Source organism: Azospirillum sp. B4, from assembly GCF_000333275.1.
GTDB lineage: Bacteria > Pseudomonadota > Alphaproteobacteria > Azospirillales > Azospirillaceae > Nitrospirillum.
This window is the reverse complement of record NZ_BACU01000649.1, coordinates 18,831-40,761: the sequence shown is the minus strand read 5'-3', so window position 1 is coordinate 40,761 and position 21,931 is coordinate 18,831. Positions and strand designations below refer to the sequence as shown.

Below are 21,931 nucleotides of genomic sequence, written 5' to 3'. Positions count from 1 at the left end.
TCAGCGCCGTCTTGACGTCGACGCGCTCCGCACGCTTTCCTGCACATAGACGGCACCGTCCAGCGCCTCCGCGAGGCTGGCCGCGACGGAGATGCGGGCCAGGATCGAGGCGGGCTCGCCGATCAGGGTGGCGGCCTGAAGGTCGAGCAGCCGGTCGCTGATCAGCCCGCGCGCCCGCTCAGCCGCTCCCGGTGCCGAGTCGTAGAGGGCGACGGGCAAGCCGGCGCGGGCGAAGACGATGGCCCAGCCGCTCCCCACCAGCCCGGTGCCGACGATGGCGATCTTGCCGCTACGGTCCATGCGGTCTTCTCCCCCTGGGCGGTCAAGGCGCTTGCATCCGAATGCAGGCGCACTTCCGGGCATCCTACCCAGGGTGAATTCGAATGCAACACGTTGTTCAGCGGAGGCTCGACCTCTCAGGCGCGTAGCCGGGGGACGGACCGCCCCTTTGGGCGATCAGCCGGCCTCGGCGAGGATGGCGTCCAGGAAGGTGGCGCCGTAGCGTTCCAGCTTGCGCACGCCCACGCCGGGCAGCAGGCCCAAGCCGGTCAGGTCGCGGGGGCGGCTGATCACCATCTCCATCAGCGTGCTGTCATGGAAGATGACATAGGGCGGTACGCCCTGGGCCTTGGCCAGTTCCAGCCGCACCGCTTTCAGGCGGTGCCACAGCTTGTCGTCCGGCGGCGCCAGGGTGGGGCCGGCGCGACCGCCGCTGGCGCGGCCGCCCCCGCGGCGGTTGTCGCCCGATGACAGCACGGCCCGGTCACGGCGCAGGCGCACCGTCTCGTTTCCCTTCAGCACCGATGCCGCCTGGTCGGTCAGCATCAGGCCGCCGTGGCCCTCGGGATCGGCGGTCAGGTGGCCCAGCGCCACCAGCTGGCGGAACACCGTCTGCCAATCGCTCTTGGGGATGTCGGCGCCGCAGCCGAAGGTCTTCAGCTGGTCATGGCCGAATCGTACCACCTTCTCGGTGGCGCCGCCGCGCAGCACGTCGATCAGGTGGCCCACGCCGAACTTCTGGCCGGTGCGGTAGACGGCGGACAGGGCCTTCTGCGCCGCCACCGTGCCGTCCCAGGTTTCCACCGGTTCGAAGCAGGTGTCGCAGTTGCCGCAGTTGCCCGGATGCTCCTCCCCGAAATAGGTCAGCAGCACCTGGCGGCGGCAGTGCGCGGTCTCGCAGAAGCCCAGCAGGGCGTCCAGCTTGCGCCGTTCCGTCCGCTTGTGCTGCTCGCTGCTGTCCGACGCGTCCATCATCTGGCGCAGCATGACCACGTCCTGCAGGCCGTACAGCATCAGGGCGTTGGCGGGCAGGCCGTCGCGGCCGGCGCGGCCGGTTTCCTGGTAATAGGCCTCCAGGCTCTTGGGCGCGTCCATGTGCGCGACGAAGCGGACGTTGGGCTTGTCGATGCCCATGCCGAAGGCGATGGTCGCCACCACCACCACGCCCTCGCCCTTGATGAAGCGGTCCTGGTTGGCTTGGCGCACCGCCGGGTCCAGGCCGGCGTGATAGGGCAGGGCATCCAGCCCCTGGTCCTTCAGCCAGTCGGCCAGCGCCTCCACCCGGGCGCGCGACAGGCAATAGACGATGCCCGCGTCCTCCGCATGGTGGCGGCGGATGAAGTCCAGCAGCTGCCGGCGCTCATTATCCTTGGGCGCCACGCGATAGGTGATGTTGGGCCGGTCGAAGCTGGAGACGAACTGCCGCGCCTCGCCCAGGGCCAGGCGCTCCACGATGTCGGCCTGGGTCTGGGCGTCGGCCGTGGCCGTCAGCGCGATGCGCGGCACGGTGGGGAAGCGCTCATGCAGCACCGACAGCTGCAGGTACTCCGGCCGGAAGTCGTGGCCCCACTGGCTGACGCAATGCGCCTCGTCCAAGGCGAACAGGGAGATGCGCGACCGGTCCAGCAATTCCAGGAAGCGGGGGGTCACCAGCCGTTCCGGCGCCACGTAGAGCAGGTCCAGGTCACCGCGCTCGCACGCCCGCTCCACGTCCAGGGCCTCACGCCAGTCCAAGGTGGAGTTCAGGTAGGCCGCCCGCACCCCGGCCTGACGCAGGGTGTCCACCTGGTCGCGCATCAGGGCGATCAGCGGGCTGACGACGATGGCCACGCCGGGCCGGGCCAGGGCCGGGATCTGGAAGCACAGCGACTTGCCACCGCCGGTGGGCATCAGCACCAGGGCGTCGCCGCCCTGGATGACATGGGTGATGATCTCTTCCTGGTTGCCGCGAAAGGCGGAATAGCCATAGACGCGCTTCAGGATGTCCCGGGCGGTCGCCACCGGGTCCCGCCCGCCGTGGGGGGCCTCATCCTCCGGCCAGTCGCCGTGGATGATGGTGGGTTCCGGCGCGTCGCCATAATGGTCTGGCACGAAGTCGCCAGCCTCCGGATGGCCGGAGTCCGGATAACCCGTTTCCGGAAAATCTGGCTCCTGATCGAACAGGCTGGCGGGAAGGGGCCGGGCGTGGGACATGACGGCTCTGGGGCATGGCCCGCCGCAAGGCGTGCGCGGAGGCCAGGGATAGCGGGTATCGGACTAGGATAAGCCCATATCTAGGGGCCATACGGGCCGACTGTCCACCTCTTCCTGCCAGGCGGGACCAGGTCGCCGGAACATCTGGCGAACGCCGGGGTTATGAGTCCAGGTTATGAAAAATCAGGCGATGATATTCCCGCTCCTCGCGGCCTCTTGAGAAAGCGGTGGCTTATTGCGAAAATGTGACCGGTATCGTTCAGTCCCTGCATTAAGGGCCTTTTCATCCTTACCCACCTAGGATAAGGGACGAGGCGTAGTTGAATGGCCGCCTACCCCCTCAGTGATAGGCCTGAGGTTGGCAGTAGGGTAAGCGGCGCGCCTGGGGCCGCCATCGCGGCAAGCCTTGAGTCCCCGAGACGCCGTGACCCTTCCGGCGCCGCCACGTCCAATGACGAGGATGATCCGCGTGCTGTACCAGCTGTTTGACATGCACCATGCCGCCCTGACCCCCCTGCGCCTGATGGCGGAGGCGACGCAGGCGACTTTCCGCAACCCCTTCGTCCCGGCCTCCTACACCGGCATGGGCCGGGCCATGGCCGCCGCCGGCGAGTTGATCGAGCGCACGACGCGCCGCTGGGGCAAGCCGGAATTCGGCCTGAACATCACCCACATCGACGGCCGCGAGGTCGCGGTGACGGAAGAGGCGGCACTGCGCAAGCCCTTCTGCGTCCTGCGCCATTTCCAGCGCGCCACGCCGCATAGCGATCCCAAGGTCCTGGTGGTGGCCCCCATGTCCGGCCACTACGCCACCCTGCTGCGCGGCACGGTGGAGGCGCTGCTGCCGTCCCATGACGTGTACATCACCGACTGGGTCGACGCGAAGCTGGTGCCCCTGTCGCGCGGCCGCTTCGACTTCGACGATTACGTCGAATACGTGATGGATTTCATCCGCTTCCTGGGCCCGGACACCCACGTCATCGCCGTCTGCCAGCCGGCCGTGCCGGTGCTGGTGGCGGCCAGCGTCATGGCCCAGACCGACGACGCGTGCCAGCCGCGCAGCATGACCCTGATGGGCGGCCCCATCGACACCCGCGTGTCGCCCACCCAGGTGACCCAACTGGCTGAGACCCGTGACATCGGCTGGTTCGAGCGCACGGTGACCACCTCGGTCCCGGTCTACTATCCGGGCGGCATGCGCCATGTCTATCCGGGCTTCATCCAGCTGACCGGCTTCATGTCCATGAACCTGGACCGCCATGTCGACGCGCACGTCGACCTGTTCAAGCATCTGGTGCGCGGCGACGGCGAGAGCGCGGAGGCGCACCGCCGCTTCTATGACGAATACCTGTCGGTCATGGACCTGACGGCGGAATTCTACCTGCAGACGGTCAAGATCGTGTTCCAGGAGCACAACCTGCCCCGGGGCACCCTGGAATACCGCGGCCTGCGCGTCGACCCGTCGGCCATCAAGAAGACGGCGCTGTTCACGGTGGAGGGGGAATTGGACGACATCTCCGCCCCCGGCCAGACGGTGGCGGCCCACGCGCTGTGCCACGGCCTGCCTGAGGCCATGAAGCAGCACCATTTGCAGAAGGGTGTCGGCCACTACGGCATCTTCAATGGCCGCCGCTGGCGTGAGCAGATCATGCCCCGTGTGCGCGATTTCATCCGCAGCCACGAACGCGCGGCGACTCAGCCGCGCCGGGGCGCGGCCGTCTGATCCGACGGCCATCGCGGTTGGCATGAAAAAGGGCGGCTCCCTCACGGGTGCCGCCCTTTTTCCATGTCCATGCTCCGCGTGGTCCATGCTCCGCGTGGCGTCCAACGCAACTCCGGGGCCGCGCCGGATCTGAAGGCATGGATCGGCCGCGGATCGCCGCATGCGCTACAGCCGGATGACGTAGCGCACGAAGCCATCGGCGCCGTCGGTCACGCTGTCGTACAGGCGGCGCGCGGTGGCGTTGGTTTCCTGCGTATGCCAATAGACGCGGCCCCAGCCATGCTCCCGCCCCAGGGCCACCAGCCGGTCGATCAGGGCGCGCCCCACCCCTTGGCCGCGCGCCGCCGGATCGGTGAACAGATCCTCCAGATAGCAGATCGGCGCGGTGCCCCAGGTGTTGGGGTGCAGGAAATAGTGGCAGAAGCCCCGGATGGCACCGTCGGCATCGCGGGCCACCAGCGCTTTGACCGCCGAATTGGGGTCCTGCAACCGGGTCCATAACGTGGATGTCACGCCCGGATCCACGGTAACCTGGTAAAAGGCGCAGTATTGGTCCCATAAAGGACGCCATGCGGCCTCGTCAGCGGGGCCGATGGGCTCTATCTTAATTTCCAGGGCGGATGCCTTGGGGGTGGCCATAGGGTGATCTCCGCTTAAGGCCTTTAGGCCCTGTTGAAATCCACGCGCTTACGGTAGATTGCCGGCCCACATGCGTACACTTGTCCATCACCCCTTGTCGCCGTTCGCGCGCAAAGTGCGCGTCGTCCTGGCGGAGAAGCGCCTTGAGGCCGATCTCGAGGTCGAGAAGCCTTGGGAACGCCGTGAGGAGTTCCTGGCGCTCAATCCGGCCGGCGAGTTGCCGGTGCTGATCGAGGATGACGGGGCGACGGTGGTGGAACACGCCGCCATCTGCAATTACCTGGAAGAGGCCTACCCCCACGCCCCCACCCTGCTGGGGCGGGAGGTCCTGCTGCGGGCGGAGGTGCGGCGCCTGGCCGCCTGGTTCGACGTCAAGTTCAACCAGGAGGTGACGGAGAATCTGGTGGGGGAGAAGCTGATCAAGCGCTTCTCCGGATCCGGCACGCCGCATGCCCAGGCCATCCGCGCGGGCTTGGCCAACATCCATTACCACCTGGATTACATCGCCTACCTGGCCGACCGGCGCAAATGGCTGGCGGGCAACGAATTCTCGCTGGCCGACATCGCCGCGGCGGCCCACCTGTCGACCATCGATTATCTGGGTGACGTGCCCTGGGACCAGCATCCCGAGGCCAAGGACTGGTACATGCGCATCAAGTGCCGGCCCAGCTTCCGCCCCCTGCTGGGTGACCATTTGCCCGGTGCCCCGCCGCCGAAGCACTACGCGGATCTGGATTTTTAAGTTGTCCCTCATTTCGAATTGCCCCAGGCGCTGGGCGGCCACAACCGTGGCCTTGGCTTATCCTGCGCTGACGGCTCTCCGAGAGGTCCGGCGGCCGCAGTCGCGGCCTACGGCATGAGTCGATGTCTCATGCCGCTTGGGGAGGGACGGCGAGCGCGTTCGGGCGTTGTTCCCGCCATAAATCCGCCGCGACCCTTTGCCACAAGCAATGGGAACGCTGGCGCATTCCGCGTCGGCTCGAAGACCGGATGGGTGGAACCCTATGCGCAGCCTGATCGCCGCCTCCTTGATCGCGACCGCCAGCCTGGCGGCCCTGCCGCTGGTCGCCAGCCCCGCCGCCGCGCAGATGATGGCGGCGCCGCCGGTGCAGGACCAGGTGACCCTGACGCTGTCGGCGGAGGATTGGGTCAAGACCGACACCGCCCGGGTGACGCTGACGGTGGATGCCGGCGGCGGCAACGCCGGGTCCGCGCGCGCCGATGTGCTGAAGGCGGCCGCCGCCGTGTCGGACAAGGGCGAATGGCGGGTCGTCGCCTTCGACCGCCAGCAGGACGCCGCCGGCCTTGACCGCTGGCGGGCGGAGCTCGAGGCCCGCCTGCCCGAGGCGCAGCTGGGCGGCCTGGCCGATCGCGCCCGCCAGGCCAGCCGCGCCGGCCTGCAAATCCGGGTGGAGGGGGTGGACTTTCACCCCACCCTGGCGGAAGAAGAGGCCGCGCGCACCCGCCTGCGCGAGGCGCTCTACCGCCGGGTGACCGAGGAACTGAAGGGCCTGAACGCCGCCTTCCCTGGCCGCGACTTCCGCGTGGGCCGGGTGGATTTCAGCGCGCCGGTCTTAGCAGGGGTGCCACGTCCGCGAATGATGGCTATGGACAAGATGGCTGCTGAACCACCGGAGGACAGTGGTGGCGGCCTGGACGTGGCGCAGAAGGCGACGCAGACGGCGCGGGTGACCTTTTCCGCCGTCGCGCCCGCTGGCCCGGCCAGCCGCTAAGCCTGGCGCTCAGTCGCCAGCTGGTCTTCCAGCCCTTCGCGATAGCTGGGATAGCGCAAGCTCACCCCCAGCTCCGCCTTGATGCGCGCGTTGGAGATGCGCTTGTTTTCGCCGTAGAAGCTGGTGGCCATGGGCGACAGCGTGGCTTGGTCGAACGGCAGCAGCGGTGGCGGTTCCACGCCCAGCAGCTGGGCGGCGTACGCCACCACCTCGGGCGAGGGGCAGGGATGGTCATCGGCCACGTTGTAGATGGCGCCGGGATGGGGACGGTCCATGCTGGCCATCACGGCGCTGCCCAGGTCATGGATGTGGATGCGGCTGAACACCTGGCCCTTCTTGTCCACCCGCCGGGCGGTACCCGCCCGCACCTGGTCCAGCGCGCTGCGCCCGGGACCGTAGATGCCGGGCAGGCGGAAGCGATGGACGGGCAGGCCGTGGGCGTCATGCAGGGCCATCCACTGCGCCTCCGCCACCGCGCGGGCCTTGCCCCGTTCCGTGGCCGGCCGTACCGGCGCCGTCTCATCCACCCAGCCGCCGTCCGCGTTGCCGTACACGCCGGTGGTGGAGAGATAGCCCACCCAGCGGAGGTCCGGCAGGGCCAGGATGTCCGCCGCCAGGGCCGCCAGCACCACGTCGCCCTCCGCCGTGGGCGGGATCGAGTCCAGCAAGTGGGTAGTGCCGGCCAGCGTGCCGGGGTCCAGTTTCTGCCCGGGGGCGAAGACGTGGGCCTCGATGCCCCGGGCGCGCAGGGCCGCCGCTTTCTCCGCCGTGCGGCAGGTGCCGGCCACCGTCCAGCCGGCCGCCATCAGCCGGTGGGCAAGCGCCGTGGCGCTGAATCCCAGGCCAAAGCAGAACAGGCGGCCGGCGGTGGCGGGGGATTGCGACATGGGAAACAGACTCCGTTAACCAGAAAGGGACGCCGGTGCGGAGCCCCGCGCCCAAAGGTGGGCAGGGCCCCGCGCCAGCCGGGACGGGGTGCGGCCGTGCTATCCTGCGTTCCGGTGCCGCCCCCCCTTGAAAGGGCGCCGGGACGAAAGCACTTGCGATCCATCCGCCGTTCGGGACTCTAGGCGCCATGATGATTACCCTCAAGCATCCCCTCCGTTTCGCCAGCCGGCTGATGGCCGCCGCCGTCCTGTGCGGCATGGCCACCGCCGCCGGCGCGGTCCCCGTGGCGCTGAACCGCGACACCTGCCTGGAACGGGCCAAGGAACTGCCCGACTTCGCCTATGCCGAGGCCCAGCTGTGGGAGAAGAAGGGCGGCGGCAACGACGCCCGCCTGTGCCAGGCGATGGCCCAGCTGTTCCGGGGCGAATACAAGGAATCGGCCGCCGCGCTGGAGGCCGTGATCCCCGACCTGGGCCTGCCGCCCAAGGTGACGGCGGGCCTGTGGGGCAAGGCCGGCTGGGCCTGGTTCAACGCCAAGGAACACGCCAAGGCCGACGCCGATTACACCAAGGCCATCGGCCTGCAGCCCACCGACCCCGACCTGCTTATCGACCGGGCGACGGAACGGGCGGGCGCGGAACATTGGTGGGACGTGCTGCGCGACCTGGACCGGGCGCTCAGCCTGGATGGCGGGCGGGTGGAGGCCATCGTCCTGCGGGCGGAGACCAAGCATCGCCTGGGCCGGGACGTGGAAGCCGGGCGCGACCTGCGCATGGCCCTGTCGCTGGATCCGGACAACGGTCAAGCCCTGCTGCTCAGCGGCAACATCAAGGCCGATCGGGGTGACAAGCCCGGCGCCAAGGCCGACTGGACCCGCGCCGTGCAGGTGGGGGCGGGCACCGCCGCCGGGGTCGCCGCCCAGGACAACCTGCTGCGCATCGACGGCAAGGATCCGATGAAGGATGAGGCGACCGCGCCCAAGAAGGCCGGGGACAAGCCCAAATCGTAAGGTCCCGGGGACGCTGTCATCCCGGGAAGCGGTGGGCCTCGGCCGCCTGGCTCAGCCGCCGCCGTTCCACGTAGCCTATGGTCGGGCCCTGGTCCGTGGGCGCCCTCACCTTGACCCAACCCGGTGGAAGTCCGCTGTCGGCCTGGTCGTCCGCCAGCACCTCCACATCCGTGGTGGGCGCCAGCAGGGCCACGGCCGCCTGGCCGTTGGTTGGGGCGGGATAGAGGAAGGCGCTATGGCCGCCCACCGCGGCGTGCGCCTTGACGGGGCTGAACAGCAGGGCGGCGCGGGACAGCAAGGTGGTTGAGCCGGTTTGCGATGCGGCCCCTGCGGCCGGCACATAGGCGCGCAGCGCGACCGCCGCCGCCAGACCCAGCAGTGCCGCCAGGGCATAGCCCCGCCAGCCGCCGCGCGGGACCTTCACCGTGATCACCCGGGCCGGCTTGGCGGCGGCGCGGGCCTTATGGGCCGCCGCCAGTTCGCTAACCAGCTGGCCGGCCTGCTCCTCCGCCTGCTCCGCCCGGGCCTGGGCGGTGCGCAGGGCGTGCAGCGCCTCTTCGCGCTGGCGTTCCAGGGCGATGATGCGGTCCTCCAGAATCCTGGCGTCCGGTCCCCGGTCGGCCGGGGGCGGGGGCGGCGCCTCGCGGTAGATCACCTTCGCTGGCGACTGGATCCATTGTCCCACGTCGTTGAAGCCCAGGCCGCGTTGCGGCAGCAGGCGGCGCAACTTGGCCAGCGCCGTCACGGCTTCGCCCTCGAAATTCGAACCCAGCAGGCGCACCAGTTTCGCCACCTGCTCGCGGTTGGCCTGTTCGCTATCGCTTTTCATGCCGTCGCCCTCGAAAATCCGTGCCAGTGGTTAACGACGATGGATGGTCAACGGCGGCGGTTTTGGCGGGTTCCTTGGAAAAAGGGCGACGGCCGAAAGGCTTAGCTGGCCGCTGCCGGCCGGCTGTGGGCTCGGCCAGAGTGAGGGGACGGCCTTAACGAATCGGCAACCAGTTCGGCGGGCCAGTTCGGCGGAAAGGACGCGAATATATCGTTTGGCTGCCACAATCCGGCCCAACGGCAGCCCTCATCCCTTGGGATTATGACCCTGCGCCCCGATGGTGGGACGCCGACAAGACAACCGATCCAAGGATCAAGACCATGAGCATGTTCGCCCACCGCCGTCCCCTGCTGGCCCTCGCAGCCGCCACGGCCATGATGGTGTCCTACGGGGCGTTCGCGGCGGACACCCCCGCCGCCCCGGCCGCCGCCGCCGTGGCCACCACCACGGCGCCCGCCGCCAAGGCCACCGAGGCCGCGAAGCCGGCCGGTGACGTGAAGGCCGCCGTCGAGGCCAAAGGCACCGAGGTGAAGACCGAGGCCAAGGCGACGGAGACCAAGACCGAGGCCAAGGTGGCGACGACCGAAACCAAGAAGGCCGCCCACCACCATGTGAAGAAGGCAAAGGCCGAGGCCGGCACCGAAGCCGCCGCGCCCAAGAAGTAAGCCTGACGCCCATCCTTCTTAAACCAGGACGGCCCCGGCCCCAGCGGTCGGGGCCGTTCCTGTTTCAGGTCCCAAAGCTTTCAGACCAGCCCAACGTATAGGCGAGGGGCAGCGGCCGGGGCTCGGGATCGCCGTCCAGATCCGGCGCCGGCAGGGGGCGCACGGCGGCCAGGCGCTGCACCACCGCGGCGCGTGGCAAGGAGATCTCACCCTGCTCGAACGCCACCACCTGCAGGCCAGCCGCCTGGGCCATGGCCAGCAACTCCCCTTGGCGCAGCAGGAACGCCGGGCTCGACGGCCGGCCATGGCGCTGGTTGCCCTGGGCGAAGGTCTCGTACAGCAGCACACCACCCGGGGCCAGCAGGCCGGGCAGGTGGGCCAGCAATGGCCGGTGCAGATAGTTGGTGACGACGATGCCGGCGTAGGACCCGCCGAGATCGACCGGCGCCCCGCCCTCCAGGTCCGCCTGGCACACGGTGACGCCCGGCTGGCCGGCCAGATCGGCCACGCCGCGGGTGTCGATGTCCACCGCCATCACCGGATGGCCCAGACCCCGGAACAGCCGGGCGTGCCGGCCGCCGCCGCAGGCCACGTCCAACACGGGGCCACCCTTGGCCACCAGCGGGGCGAAGCGCTGGACCCAGGGGGACGCCTGGCCACGGGGGTCATGATGCGGGGGGAGGTTCATGACGGGAAAGGGCCCTATGCGTTGGGGATGGGGCATGCGTATTGCGGGGGCGGCTTTCCCCAACCACATCCAGACTGTATATGACATTTACCGCCGGTGCTTCGGCGGGATCGCCGCTGACACCGCACCTGGACCACACCGCACCCGGACCCATGATTCTTTACGAAATGAAATGTGGCGAGGGCCACACCTTCGATGTCTGGTTCCGCAACGCCGACGCCTGCGACAGCCAGGTGGCGGCGGGTGAGGTCGCCTGCGCCGTCTGCGGCGACCGCCAGGTGGCCAAGGCCCCCATGGCGCCCCGCATCGCCAGGGGCCGGGGCGCCCGGGTGGAGGAGGCGCCGCCCCCCGTGCCGGTGGCGCCCGCGCCCGAGGTGACGCCCACCGCCGTGGCCGAGGCGGCGGCCCAGGGGCCGGCGGCGGTCATGTCCCTGCTGCGTGAGATGCGCCGCCAGGTGGAAAGCAACGCCACCCACGTGGGCGACCGCTTCGCCGAGGAGGCGCGCAAGATTCACTACGGCGAGACCGAGGCCAAGGCCATCTATGGCGAGACGACGGACGAGGAGGCGGCGGAACTGGAGGATGAGGGTGTCACCTTCACCCGCATCCCCTGGGTGCCGAAGCACGACGGCTGAGGTCTCCTCAAGCCGAGGTGGCGGCTTCCGCTTCGCCTTCGGCGATGGCCTCCGCCAGCACCTGGACGGCGCCGGCGATGCGCTGCATGGTCGCCTGCACTTGGTTCCGCTCCTCATCCAGCGCGCGCAGGCGCGCTTCGCACCGGGTGTGCTCTTCCCGCAACTGGGCCTGGCGGTCCCGGTACCTCTGCAACGTCTTCTCGTCCATAGCGGTGCTCTCCCACACTGGCGTCAGCGGCTGGCCCACAGCAGATAGTTGACGTCCAGGTCGCGCGCATCCAGGCGGAAGCGGTCGCTGAACGGGCTGTAGGTCAGGCCCATGACCTCCCGCACCGCCAGGCCGGTGCCGCGCAGGCCGGCCGCCAGTTCCGACGGCTTCAGGAACTTGCGCCAGTCGTGGGTGCCCCGGGGCAGCCAGCGCAGCACGTATTCCGCGCCCACGATGGCCATCAGGTAGGATTTGGGCGTGCGGTTCAGGGTGGCCATGACCAGCAGGCCGTCCGGCTTCACCAGGGCGGCCAGGCTGCCCAGGAACAGCGGCACGTCGGCCACGTGCTCCACCACCTCCAGCGACAGCACGGCGTCGAACGTCTCGCCGGCGGCCACCAGGTCCTCCGCCGTGGTGTGACGGTAGTCGACGGGGGTGCCGGTCTCCGCCGCGTGGGTGGCGGCGGTCTTCACGTTGCGCTCGGCGGCGTCGATGCCCACCACGTCGGCGCCCATGCGCGCCAGCGGTTCGGACAGCAGGCCGCCGCCGCAGCCGATGTCCACCAGGCGCAGGCCCGTCAGCGGCCGGGGCGCCAGCGGGTCGCGGCCGAAATGGGCGCAGATGCGGTCGCGGATGTATTCCAGGCGCACGGGGTTCAGCTTGTGCAGCGGCCGGAACTTGCCCGTCTCATCCCACCACTCGGCGGCGATGGCCGAAAAGCGCTGGATTTCCCCGGGATCGACGGTGGTGGTCGCGGTCTGGCTCATCATAGGCACCCCTAAACGAAACGCGGCGGAGTATGGGCCGGCCCACTGCCCAACTCAACTGTGCCGCACGGGACCCTGGAGCGCAGCGACAAGGCCGCGACCGCGGCCGCCGGACCTTTCCGGGGAGCGTCAGCGGACTGGAAAGGGAGGATAAGGCAAGGGCGCGTATGCGCCCGCCCGCCGTCTGAGGGAACGCAATGCCGCGAAACAGAAATGCTCTGTCGCCCGGTTTACGCAACCCTGACCTTTTATTACCCGTTTATTGCTTGCGCGCGCCCGACAGGGTAAGGATAGCGCGCTTCTGAACAGCCCAGCGCAGGACCCCGCCTTGACGCGGAACCTTGGGTGCGGGCCGGGGGCCTCTTCGCATCCACTGCCGGCCCTCCGGGGGCGGCACGAACAAGGCAGACACGGGTTATGGCACGCCTCGTTTTGAAGTTCGGCGGCACGTCGGTCGGCACCATCGACCGGATCAAGAATGTCGCCCGCAAGGTGAAACAGGAGGTCGACGCCGGCCATGAGGTGGCGGTGGTCGTCTCCGCCATGTCGGGCGTGACCAACCAGCTGGTGGACTATGTGAAGCAGGTCGGCCGCCTGGCGGATGAGCGCGAGTATGACGCCGTCGTCGCCTCCGGCGAGCAGGTGACCAGCGGCCTGCTGGCCATCGCCCTGCAGGAGATCGGCATCCCCGCCCGCTCTTGGCAGGGCTGGCAGATCCCCCTGATCACCGATGACGTGCACGGCAAGGCCCGGATCGAGCGCATCGACTCCGCCGACCTGGTGGCCCGCATGGCCACGGGCGAGGTGGCGGTGGTGGCCGGCTTCCAGGGTGTGTCCAAGGACGGGCGCATCGCCACCCTGGGCCGCGGCGGTTCCGACACCTCGGCGGTCGCCCTGGCGGCGGCGGTGCAGGCGGAGCGCTGCGATATTTACACCGACGTCGATGGCGTCTACACCACCGACCCGCGCATCGTGACCAAGGCCCGCAAGCTGGGCCGCATCACATATGAGGAAATGCTGGAGATGGCGTCGCTGGGCGCCAAGGTCCTGCAGACCCGGTCGGTGGAAATGGCGATGAAGCACCGGGTGCGTGTCCAGGTGCTGTCGACCTTCGAGGAAGCGGCCGGCAGCGCGTTGCCGGGAACTCTTGTCGTTGATGAGGACGAAATCGTGGAACAGGAACTGGTCAGCGGCATCGCCTACAGCCGGGATGAGGCGAAGGTGACCCTGGTGGGCGTTGAAGACCGTCCGGGTGTGGCGGCCGCCATCTTCGGGCCGCTCACCGACGCCGCCATCAACGTCGACATGATCGTGCAGAACGTGTCGGAGGACGGCACCACCACCGATATGACCTTCACCGTCACCAAGGCCGACCTGGACCGCACCGTGCAGGTGCTGGAAGGCGCCAAGGCCGACCTGAAGTACCGCCGCCTGACCGCCGACAGCAACGTGGTCAAGGTCTCGGTCATCGGTGTCGGCATGCGCAGCCACGCCGGCGTGGCCCAGCGCATGTTCAAGGCGCTGGCCGACCGCGGCATCAACATCCAGGTCATCTCCACCAGCGAGATCAAGGTCAGCGTCCTGATCGCGGAGGAATACACCGAGCTGGCGTTGCGCGCGCTGCACACCGCTTACGGCCTGGACCAGGCATAAGCATCTGAGCGACACTACGGCCCCGGGGGACTGGAAGATGTCCTCCGGGGCATTGTTGTTTTAATGGCGTCGTCGATATGATGCCGCCGAAGCGGGCCGAACCCGTTTCCCGCCATAGTTTTCCGCCATAAGGGAATCGTTCTTTGATGTCGACCGTCGCCCCCAGCCAGACCGCCGCCGGCACCGCCCGCGACAAGCTGGACGCGTTGTGGGCCCGTGGGCGCGATTTCCTGGGCACTGAGCTGGCTGTCATGGGCGGCGCCATGACCTGGGTGTCGGACGCCGGCCTGGTGGCCGCCATCTCCAACGGGGGCGGCTTCGGCGTGCTGGCCTGTGGCGCCATGACCCCGGACCTGCTGGCGGCGGAGATCGACGCCACCCGCGCCCTGACCTCCAAGCCCTTCGGCGTCAACCTCATCACCATGCACCCGCAGCTGGACGTGCTGGCCGATGTTTGCCTGACCCACGGCGTCCACCATGTGGTGCTGGCCGGTGGCTTGCCGCCCGCGCCGGTGATCAAGCAGCTGAAGGACGGCGGCGCCAAGGTTGTCTGCTTCGCGCCGGCGTTGGTGCTGGCCAAGAAGCTGGTGCGCATGGGCGTGGACGCCCTGGTGATCGAGGGCATGGAAGCTGGCGGCCACATCGGCCCCGTCGCCACCTCCGTCCTGGCGCAGGAGATCCTGCCCGAGATTCGTGATGTGCCGGTATTCGTGGCCGGCGGCATCGGCCGGGGTGAGGCCATCGTGGCCTATCTGGAACTGGGTGCCGCCGGCGTGCAGCTGGGCACCCGTTTCGTCTGCGCCACCGAATCTCGCGCCCACCCCAATTTCAAGCGCGCCTTCATCCGGGCCAGCGCGCGCGACGCCATGCCCTCCGCCCAGCTGGACAGCCGCTTTCCCGTCATCCCCGTCCGCGCCCTGCAGAACGAGGGGACGCGCCGCTTCATGGACTTCCAGCGCGAGGTGGTGGAGCGCTTCAACCGGGGTGAGGTGGAGCAGAAGGACGCCCAGCTGGAGATAGAGCATTTCTGGGCCGGCGCGCTGCGCCGCGCCGTCATCGAGGGTGACGTGGAGAACGGCAGCCTGATGGCCGGCCAGTCGGTCGGCATGGTGACGCGGGAGCAGCCGACGGCCGACATCCTGGCCGAACTGGTGGCCCAGGCGGAAGACGCGCTGGCCGGCCGTTATGGCCACGCGCGAAGCGGGAACACCGAAGCGGGACCGGCGCTGGTGCTGGCGGGAGCGGCAGGCTAGTGGCGCCGCATTCCGGAACTCCCCCCCTCCTCATCGACCCGGGGCTTGAGGTTCCGGAAACCGGTACCATTATCGCCGGTGCCGCCCCCCTCAACACCATGACCGACCTCCGCCGGTCCGCCGATGCGGCCGGTGGCGCGCGGCGCCTGCTGGCTCGTCTGCGCGATGTCATGGCCGCCGGCGGCACCGCCCAGTCGCGGCTGGACAAGATCGTCATGCTGATCGCCGCCGAGATGGGGGCGGACGTCTGTTCCTGCTATGTCATGCGGGCGGGCGAGGTGCTGGAGCTGTTCGCCACCATCGGCCTGAACCTGGACGCCGTGCACAAGACGCGGCTGCGGGTGGGCGAGGGCCTGGTGGGCGACATCGCCGCCCATGCCCGGCCGGTGGCCCTGGCCAACGCGCCCAGCCACCCCAATTTCGCCTACCGTCCGGAAACGGGCGAGGATCCGTTCGACAGCTTCATGGGCGTGCCCATCCTGCGCGGTGGCCGGGTGCGCGGGGTGCTGGCCATCCAGCACATCGCGCGGCGCGCCTATGATGAGCAGGACGTGGAGACGCTGGAGACCATCGCCATGGTGGTGGCCGAGTTGGTCGCCACGGGTGAGTTGGTCGACAACCGCGAACTGCAGGTGGCCAACGACCTGGTGCTGCTGCCCTCCCGCCTGGATGGGGTCAGCCTGAACCGCGGCATCGCCATGGCCGTGGCCGTGCTGCACCGGCCGCAACTGACCATCCGCCAGATGGTGGCGGATGATCCGGAGCTGGAGCTGAGCCGCCTGCGCGAGGCGGTGGACAGCATGCACTCCGCCATCGACCGGCTGCTGATCCTGTCGGGCGACAGCGGGGGCGAGCACCATGAGATCATCGAAACCTACCGCATGTTCGCCACCGACCGCGGCTGGTTGTCCCGCATCCGCGAGGCCATCCGCACCGGCCTGACGGCGGAGGCGGCGGTGCAGCAGGTGCAGAACGACAACCGCGCCCGCATGGCGTCGGTGACCGACAGTTATATCCGGGAACGCCAACTGGACCTGGACGACATCACCAACCGGTTGCTGCAGCACCTGGCCGGCCGCCAGGACAAGGCCGACGGCGGCACCCTGCCGGACGAGTTCGTGCTGGTGGCCCGCAACCTGGGCCCGGCCGAGCTGCTGGATTATGACCGCACCCGCCTGCGTGGCCTGGTGTTGGAGGAGGGGGCGGCCTACAGCCATGTGGCCATCGTCGCCCGCGCCCTGGACATCCCCGTGGTGGGCCAGTGCACCGGGGTGCTGAGCCGCGTCGACCCGTTGGACTTCGTCATCGTCGATGGCGACCACGGCCAGGTCTTCGTGCGGCCGGCCGAGGACATCACCGACGCCTTCCTGAAAAGCATCGAGGTGGGGGAGGAGCGCAAGCGCGAGTTCGCCGCCGCCAAGGGCCTGGAATCGGTGACGCGCGACGGCGTGGCGGTGAAGCTGATGCTGAACGCCGGCCTGTTGATCGACCTGCCACACCTGCACGCCACCGGCGCCGACGGCATCGGCCTCTACCGTACCGAAATCCCCTTCATGGTGCGGCACACCTATCCCGACACCGCCGTCCAGAAGGAAACCTACGCCAAGGTCCTGGACGAGGCGGGGGACAAGCCTGTCACCTTCCGCACCCTGGATGTTGGCGGGGACAAGACCTTGCCCTATTTCCCCGACCTGGGCGAGGAGAACCCGGCCCTGGGCTGGCGTGCCATCCGCATCGGCCTGGACCGGCCGGCCATGCTGCGCAAGCAGCTGCGGGCCTTGCTGTGGGCGTCATCGGGGCGTGACCTGCGCGTGATGTTCCCCATGGTGGCCGAAGTGGCGGAATTCATCCGCGCTCGCCGCGTGCTGGACCTGGAATTGCGGCGCCTGGATCAGGACGGCGTGGCCCGCCCCCGCGACCTGAAGGTGGGCGTGATGATGGAGGTCCCGGCCCTGCTGTTCCAGCTGGAGGCCCTGCTGCCCCATATCGACTTCATGTCCGTGGGCTCCAACGATCTGCTGCAGTACCTGTTCGCCAGCGACCGGGGCAACCCGATGCTGAACAACCGCTATGACCTGCTGTCGCCAGCCATGCTGTCGGTGTTGCGCATGCTGGTGCGGCGCTGTGACGCGGCGGGGGTGCAGCTGTCCTTGTGCGGGGAGATGGCCAGCCGTCCGCTGGACGCCATGGCCCTGCTGGGCTGTGGCTTCCGCACCCTGTCCATGAGCCCCGGCGCCTTCGGCGAGGTCAAGACCATGATCCGTTCGCTGGACGTGGGCCGGCTGCAGCACTTCCTGGACAGTCTGCTGTCCAGCCCCGACCGCTCCGTGCGCCAGCACCTGTTGGCCTTCGCCCGCGACCACGGCGTGCGGATATAGCCCATCCGACACATTCTGACGGTACGATGGTTGCGGTACCGCGAAGCCCTTGATAAGACTCCCGCACATCGTCGTCGGCGAAATAATCGAACCGGCGGTTGGGAAAATTCGTGCACCATACTGTGCTGGGACAGCCGTCATGACTGAACGACGCGACCGCTATCGGGATATGATCGACGCGGGTCGCGGCGCCGCCGAGCCGCAGGCGCCGTGCCAGACCGTGGGCGACATCCTGCGCATGCGGCGCGAGGAGTTGGGCTACGACTTGGCCGGTGTCGCCAACGCCCTGCGCATCCGGCGCGTCTATCTGGAGGCCATCGAGGATGGACGCCATGCGGAGCTGCCGGGCCAGGCCTACATCCTGGGCTTCGTGCGCAGCTATGCCGACCTGCTGGGCCTGGATTCCGGCGACCTGCTGAATCGCTTCAAGGACGAGACGGCCGGCCGCGTCATGCCGGCGGAACTGTACCTGCCCATCCCCGTCAGCGAAAACCGCGTGCCCAGCGGGGTGCTGATGGTGGGGGCCGTGGTCCTGGTCGCCGTGGTCTATGGTGTCTGGTACCTCTATTCCTCCGCCGATCGCAGCGCCCTGGATCTGGTGCCCAAGCTGCCGGAGCGGCTGGCCCACTTGGCCACCGGTGGCGACACCGCCTCGCCGCCGCCGGCCAACGTGCTGCCGGCCCCGGCGGTGCAGGCGCTGCTGAACCAGGCGCAGCCGACCGCGCCGGAGGTGGGGGCCGCGCCCGACGCCACCGTGCCGCTGGCCGACGCCGTGCCCGCCCCCGTGCCGGCCGCGCCCCAGCAGCAGGCGCAGGTGCCGACGGCGCCGCCCGCCACACCGCCCGCCGCGTCGGGCAAAAGCCCGTCCGCCGCCCCGCAGCCGGCCGCGCAACAGCCTGGCGCTCCAGCCCCCGTCGCGTCGGAAGCACCGGATGACGAGGCGCCGCAGATGCCGGATCTGGGCCAGCCCAAGGCCGTGGCCGCCGATGCCGACGCCGCGCCGGTGGACACCAGCATGCGCCCCGACACCACCGCGCCCGGGACGGCGCCGGCTCCCGCCAAGGGCCGCGTCTTCGGCCAGACCGGTCCCGCCCGCGTGGTGGTGCGCGCCACGGATGAGACCTGGATCCAGGTGCGCGACGCCAAGGGCACGACCTGGGCCTCACGGGTGCTGCACCCCGGCGACAGCTTCCGCGCTCCTGACGTTCCTGGCCTGGCGCTGGAGACCGGCAACGCCGGGGGCTTGGTCATCAGCGTGGATGGCAAGGACTTGCCCACGTTGGGCGCCAAAGGCCAGGTGGTGCGCGGCTATCCCCTGCAACCGGATGACATACAGGCTCGGGTGACCCATTGATGACTTCGCTGTTCCGTCGCACGGCGCTTGCCGCCGCCTGCCTGTCCGCCTGCCTGTCCGCCTGCCTGTCGACTGGCACCGCCGTCGCTGCCACCCGTACCCGCGAGGTGGTGGTTGACGTATCCCGGGCCACCCAGCCATTGGACCGCTTCTTCGACCTGTCCGTCGGTTCGGACTATCCCGGCACGCTGATCCGGCCGGACAGCATGGCGCAATTGAAGACCGTGCAGGATGAGCTGGGCTTCCGCTACATCCGCTTTCACGCCATTTTCCACGACGTGCTGGGCACGGTGCGGGAAGAGAATGGCGCCATCACCTATGACTGGACGAAGATCGACCAGTTGTACGACGCCTTGCGGGCGCGCGGGCTGAAGCCCTTCGTCGAGCTGGGCTTCACGCCCAAGGCGCTGGCCACCTCGGACAACAAGATTTTTTATTGGGAGGGCAACACCTCCCACCCCCGGCCCAACGCCTGGCGCGACCTGATCACCGCCTTCATCCAGCATGTCGAGGCCCGCTATGGTCAGGCCGAGGTGCGCAGCTGGTACTTCGAGGTGTGGAACGAGCCCAACCTCGCCGGATTTTGGGAAGGCGCGGACCAGCAGGCCTATTTCGCCCTTTATGATCTGACGGCCAACACCATCAAGGCCATCGACCCGGAACTGCGTGTGGGCGGGCCCGCCACCGCCGGCGCCGCCTGGGTTCCGGAATTCCTGGATCACGTGGCCAAGAGCGGCGCGCCAGTGGACTTCATCGCCACCCACACCTACGGCGTGGACGGCGGCTTCCTGGATGAGGCCGGCAAGGCTGACACCAAGCTGTCGCCCAAGCCCGACGCCATCGTGGGCGACGTGCGCAAGGTCCGCGAACAGATCACGGCCTCTCGCTTCCCCAAGCTGCCGCTGTTCTTCACGGAGTGGAGCACCAGCTACACCCCCCGCGACCTGGTGCACGACAGCTACATCAGCGCCCCCTACATCCTGGCCAAGCTGAAGGCCAGCCAAGGCATGGTCCAGGGCATGAGCTACTGGACCTTCACCGACCTGTTCGAGGAGCCGGGCCCGCCCACCGCCCCGTTCGAGGGCGGCTTCGGCCTGATGAACCCCCAGGGCATCCGCAAGCCCGCCTACTTCGCCTACAAATACCTGCACGCGCTGCAGGGCAAGGCCGTGCCGGTGACGGACGGCCAGGTGATGGCGTCGGCGGCGGAAGGAAAGGCCGCGGCCCTGGCGTGGGACTTCGACCAGCCGCGCCAGCCCGTCAGCAACCGTTCCTTCTACAGCAGAATCGTGCCCAACAAGCCGGCGGCCCCCGTGACCCTCACTTTCCAGGGGCTGAAGCCCGGCAGCTATCGCCTGGCCGTGCACCGCACGGGCTTCCGCGCCAACGACGCCTATTCCGCCTATATCGACATGGGCGCGCCCAAGACCCTGTCGGCGGAACAGCTGGCCAAACTGAGCGACCTGACCCGCGACCAGGCGGAGACGGAGATGGCCGTCACCGTGGGTGCCAATGGCCGGATCGTCACCAGCGTGCCCATGCACAGCAACGACATCGTGCTGGTGACGGTGGACGCCGTCGCCGCCAAATAGCCGAACCGCTTCCGCCGCTTAACCATTCCGAACACCCCAAGCCCGCGCCGGGCCCGCACCCGGCGCGGCCAAGCGTTGTGCGATGGCCTCTTGATCCTGGGGCCTTCCGGCAGCACTTTACGGGGCAAATTCCCTCACGAGGCCAATTCCGCCATGTCCTCCACGACCCATCGTGCGTATCGCCAGATCCTGCGCCGGACCTCCCGTCAGATCCGTGTCGGCAATGTCCTGGTCGGTGGCGACGCGCCGATCTCCGTCCAGACCATGACCAACACGCTGACCGCCGACGCCAAGGCGACGATCGAGCAGGTGCTGCGCGCCGAAGAGGCTGGCGCCGATATGGTCCGCGTCTCCTGCCCCGACGAGGAGTCGACGGCGGCCCTGAAAGAGATCGTGAAGGCGGTGAACGTGCCCATCGTGGCCGACATCCACTTCCATTATAAGCGCGCCATCGAGGCCGCCGAGGCCGGCGCCGCCTGCCTACGCATCAACCCCGGCAACATCGGTTCCGCCGACCGCGTGCGCGAGGTGGTTCAGGCGGCCAAGGACCATGGCTGCGCCATGCGTATCGGCGTCAACGCCGGCTCGCTGGAGCGGGAGCTGCTGGAAAAGTACGGCGAGCCCTGCCCCGAAGCCCTGGTGGAAAGCGCCCTGACCCATGCCAAGATCCTGGAAGACCATGACTTCCGGGAATTCAAGATTTCCGTCAAGGCGTCGGACGTCTTCCTGGCGGTGGCCGCCTACCAGGGCCTGGCGGACGCCTGCGACTATCCGCTGCACATCGGCATCACCGAGGCGGGCGGCCTGCGCGCCGGCACGGTGAAGTCCTCCATCGGCCTGGGCATGCTGCTGTGGTCGGGCATCGGCGACACCATCCGCGTGTCCCTGTCCGCCCCCCCGGAGGAGGAGGTCAAGGTCGGTTTCGAGATGCTGAAGTCGCTGGGCCTGCGCCGTCGCGGTGTCACCGTCATCTCCTGCCCCTCGTGCGCCCGCCAGCAGTTCGACGTCATCAAGACGGTCGAGGTGCTGGAGGAACGCCTGGCCCACATCACCACCCCCATGACCGTCTCGGTCATCGGCTGCGTGGTCAACGGCCCGGGTGAGGCCACCATGACCGACATCGGCTTCACTGGCGGCGGCAAGGGTGTGCACCAGGTCTTCCTGGCCGGCCAGCCGGCCCACCGCCTGAAGGACGAGAGCATCGTTGACCACCTGGTGTCGCTGGTCGAGAAGAAGGCCGAGGAGATCAAGGCCGCCCAGGCCGCCGAAGCCGCCGCTGCCGCCGAATAGTATCCTGGTACCCGCGGCATGAGCTTTTGCTCATGCCGCTAGGCCCCGACCGGGGCCGCCGGAGCTTTTCGGGAAGCGTCAGCGGACTGAAAAGCAAGGAAGCCAAGCGGCCGGAGGGCCGCGCCCGGCGTCTGAGGGGCTTTAGTCAGCCCGGA

20 protein-coding genes are annotated in these 21,931 nt (G+C 68.8%); 12 read left to right on the top strand and 8 right to left on the bottom strand.

Annotated elements, in window-relative coordinates; translation table 11 throughout:
• Positions 1-300 carry a 3-hydroxyacyl-CoA dehydrogenase NAD-binding domain-containing protein gene (locus I55_RS29565; RefSeq protein ID WP_044564300.1) on the bottom strand — a complete coding sequence of 100 codons (300 nt, stop codon included), beginning with the start codon at positions 298-300 and terminating at the stop codon, positions 1-3.
• Between the two features lie 156 nt (positions 301-456).
• Entirely contained in the window at positions 457-2,472 is a 2,016-nt protein-coding gene (gene recQ, locus I55_RS29560; protein WP_083901525.1) for a DNA helicase RecQ, read from the bottom strand.
• A 460-nt stretch (positions 2,473-2,932) separates the two neighbouring features.
• Between recQ and I55_RS29555 the strand changes: the two genes are divergently transcribed.
• The gene (locus I55_RS29555) at positions 2,933-4,195 is read left to right on the top strand and encodes a polyhydroxyalkanoate depolymerase (RefSeq protein WP_083901524.1); all 1,263 of its coding nucleotides are present in this window, start codon (positions 2,933-2,935) and stop codon (positions 4,193-4,195) included.
• Between the two features lie 165 nt (positions 4,196-4,360).
• On the opposite strand, the gene I55_RS29550 is transcribed toward I55_RS29555, so the two are convergent.
• Positions 4,361-4,708 carry an N-acetyltransferase gene (locus tag I55_RS29550; protein WP_252181366.1) on the bottom strand — a complete coding sequence of 116 codons (348 nt, stop codon included), beginning with the start codon at positions 4,706-4,708 and terminating at the stop codon, positions 4,361-4,363.
• 196 nt (positions 4,709-4,904) lie between these two features.
• On the opposite strand from I55_RS29550, the gene I55_RS29545 reads away from it, so the two are divergent.
• On the top strand, positions 4,905-5,576 hold the full coding sequence (locus tag I55_RS29545; RefSeq protein ID WP_044564298.1) for a glutathione S-transferase family protein: 672 nt from the start codon (positions 4,905-4,907) through the stop codon (positions 5,574-5,576).
• 262 nt (positions 5,577-5,838) lie between these two features.
• Positions 5,839-6,567 carry a hypothetical protein gene (locus tag I55_RS29540; RefSeq protein ID WP_044564297.1) on the top strand — a complete coding sequence of 243 codons (729 nt, stop codon included), beginning with the start codon at positions 5,839-5,841 and terminating at the stop codon, positions 6,565-6,567.
• Here I55_RS29540 and I55_RS29535 read toward each other — a convergent pair.
• On the bottom strand, positions 6,564-7,454 hold the full coding sequence (locus tag I55_RS29535; protein ID WP_044564296.1) for an SDR family oxidoreductase: 891 nt from the start codon (positions 7,452-7,454) through the stop codon (positions 6,564-6,566). The genes I55_RS29540 and I55_RS29535 overlap by 4 nt on opposite strands.
• Before the next feature lie 188 nt (positions 7,455-7,642).
• On the opposite strand from I55_RS29535, the gene I55_RS29530 reads away from it, so the two are divergent.
• Positions 7,643-8,464 (top strand): tetratricopeptide repeat protein, encoded by an 822-nt coding sequence (locus I55_RS29530; RefSeq protein WP_049974628.1) that lies wholly within the window; start codon positions 7,643-7,645, stop codon positions 8,462-8,464.
• Between the two features lie 16 nt (positions 8,465-8,480).
• Here the strand turns inward: I55_RS29530 and I55_RS36500 are convergent, their stop codons facing one another.
• A complete protein-coding gene (locus I55_RS36500) occupies positions 8,481-9,293 on the bottom strand; it encodes a hypothetical protein (RefSeq protein WP_044564295.1) in 813 nt (270 codons plus the stop codon).
• Positions 9,294-9,613: 320 nt separating this feature from the next.
• Here I55_RS36500 and I55_RS29520 point away from each other — a divergent pair, with 320 nt between their 5' ends.
• The gene (locus I55_RS29520; protein WP_049974627.1) at positions 9,614-9,958 is read left to right on the top strand and encodes a hypothetical protein; all 345 of its coding nucleotides are present in this window, start codon (positions 9,614-9,616) and stop codon (positions 9,956-9,958) included.
• Positions 9,959-10,022: 64 nt separating this feature from the next.
• On the opposite strand, the gene I55_RS29515 is transcribed toward I55_RS29520, so the two are convergent.
• Entirely contained in the window at positions 10,023-10,646 is a 624-nt protein-coding gene (locus I55_RS29515; RefSeq protein ID WP_044564294.1) for a bifunctional 2-polyprenyl-6-hydroxyphenol methylase/3-demethylubiquinol 3-O-methyltransferase UbiG, read from the bottom strand.
• 152 nt (positions 10,647-10,798) lie between these two features.
• Between I55_RS29515 and I55_RS29510 the strand changes: the two genes are divergently transcribed.
• On the top strand, positions 10,799-11,281 hold the full coding sequence (locus I55_RS29510; RefSeq protein ID WP_044564293.1) for a DUF1178 family protein: 483 nt from the start codon (positions 10,799-10,801) through the stop codon (positions 11,279-11,281).
• A 7-nt stretch (positions 11,282-11,288) separates the two neighbouring features.
• Here the strand turns inward: I55_RS29510 and I55_RS29505 are convergent, their stop codons facing one another.
• Together I55_RS29505 and ubiG are read right to left on the bottom strand one after the other, a co-directional pair.
• Positions 11,289-11,489: a hypothetical protein gene (locus I55_RS29505; RefSeq protein ID WP_148294043.1), complete on the bottom strand. Its 201-nt coding sequence runs from the start codon at positions 11,487-11,489 to the stop codon at positions 11,289-11,291.
• A 23-nt stretch (positions 11,490-11,512) separates the two neighbouring features.
• Positions 11,513-12,256, bottom strand: a complete 744-nt coding sequence (gene ubiG, locus I55_RS29500) for a bifunctional 2-polyprenyl-6-hydroxyphenol methylase/3-demethylubiquinol 3-O-methyltransferase UbiG (RefSeq protein ID WP_044564304.1) — start codon at positions 12,254-12,256, stop codon at positions 11,513-11,515.
• Between the two features lie 417 nt (positions 12,257-12,673).
• On the opposite strand from ubiG, the gene I55_RS29495 reads away from it, so the two are divergent.
• From I55_RS29495 to ispG, 6 genes are all read left to right on the top strand, one after another.
• Entirely contained in the window at positions 12,674-13,909 is a 1,236-nt protein-coding gene (locus tag I55_RS29495) for an aspartate kinase (RefSeq protein ID WP_044564291.1), read from the top strand.
• A 146-nt stretch (positions 13,910-14,055) separates the two neighbouring features.
• Positions 14,056-15,162, top strand: a complete 1,107-nt coding sequence (locus I55_RS29490) for a nitronate monooxygenase family protein (RefSeq protein ID WP_044564290.1) — start codon at positions 14,056-14,058, stop codon at positions 15,160-15,162.
• 170 nt (positions 15,163-15,332) lie between these two features.
• Entirely contained in the window at positions 15,333-17,540 is a 2,208-nt protein-coding gene (ptsP, locus tag I55_RS29485) for a phosphoenolpyruvate--protein phosphotransferase (RefSeq protein WP_083901526.1), read from the top strand.
• Positions 17,541-17,679: 139 nt separating this feature from the next.
• Positions 17,680-18,894: a helix-turn-helix domain-containing protein gene (locus I55_RS29480; RefSeq protein WP_083901523.1), complete on the top strand. Its 1,215-nt coding sequence runs from the start codon at positions 17,680-17,682 to the stop codon at positions 18,892-18,894.
• Positions 18,894-20,486, top strand: a complete 1,593-nt coding sequence (locus I55_RS29475; protein WP_083901522.1) for a beta-xylosidase — start codon at positions 18,894-18,896, stop codon at positions 20,484-20,486. Before I55_RS29480 ends, I55_RS29475 begins: the two co-directional genes overlap by 1 nt.
• Before the next feature lie 153 nt (positions 20,487-20,639).
• Positions 20,640-21,776 (top strand): flavodoxin-dependent (E)-4-hydroxy-3-methylbut-2-enyl-diphosphate synthase, encoded by a 1,137-nt coding sequence (gene ispG, locus I55_RS29470; RefSeq protein ID WP_044564287.1) that lies wholly within the window; start codon positions 20,640-20,642, stop codon positions 21,774-21,776.
• Positions 21,777-21,931: the final 155 nt, after the last annotated feature.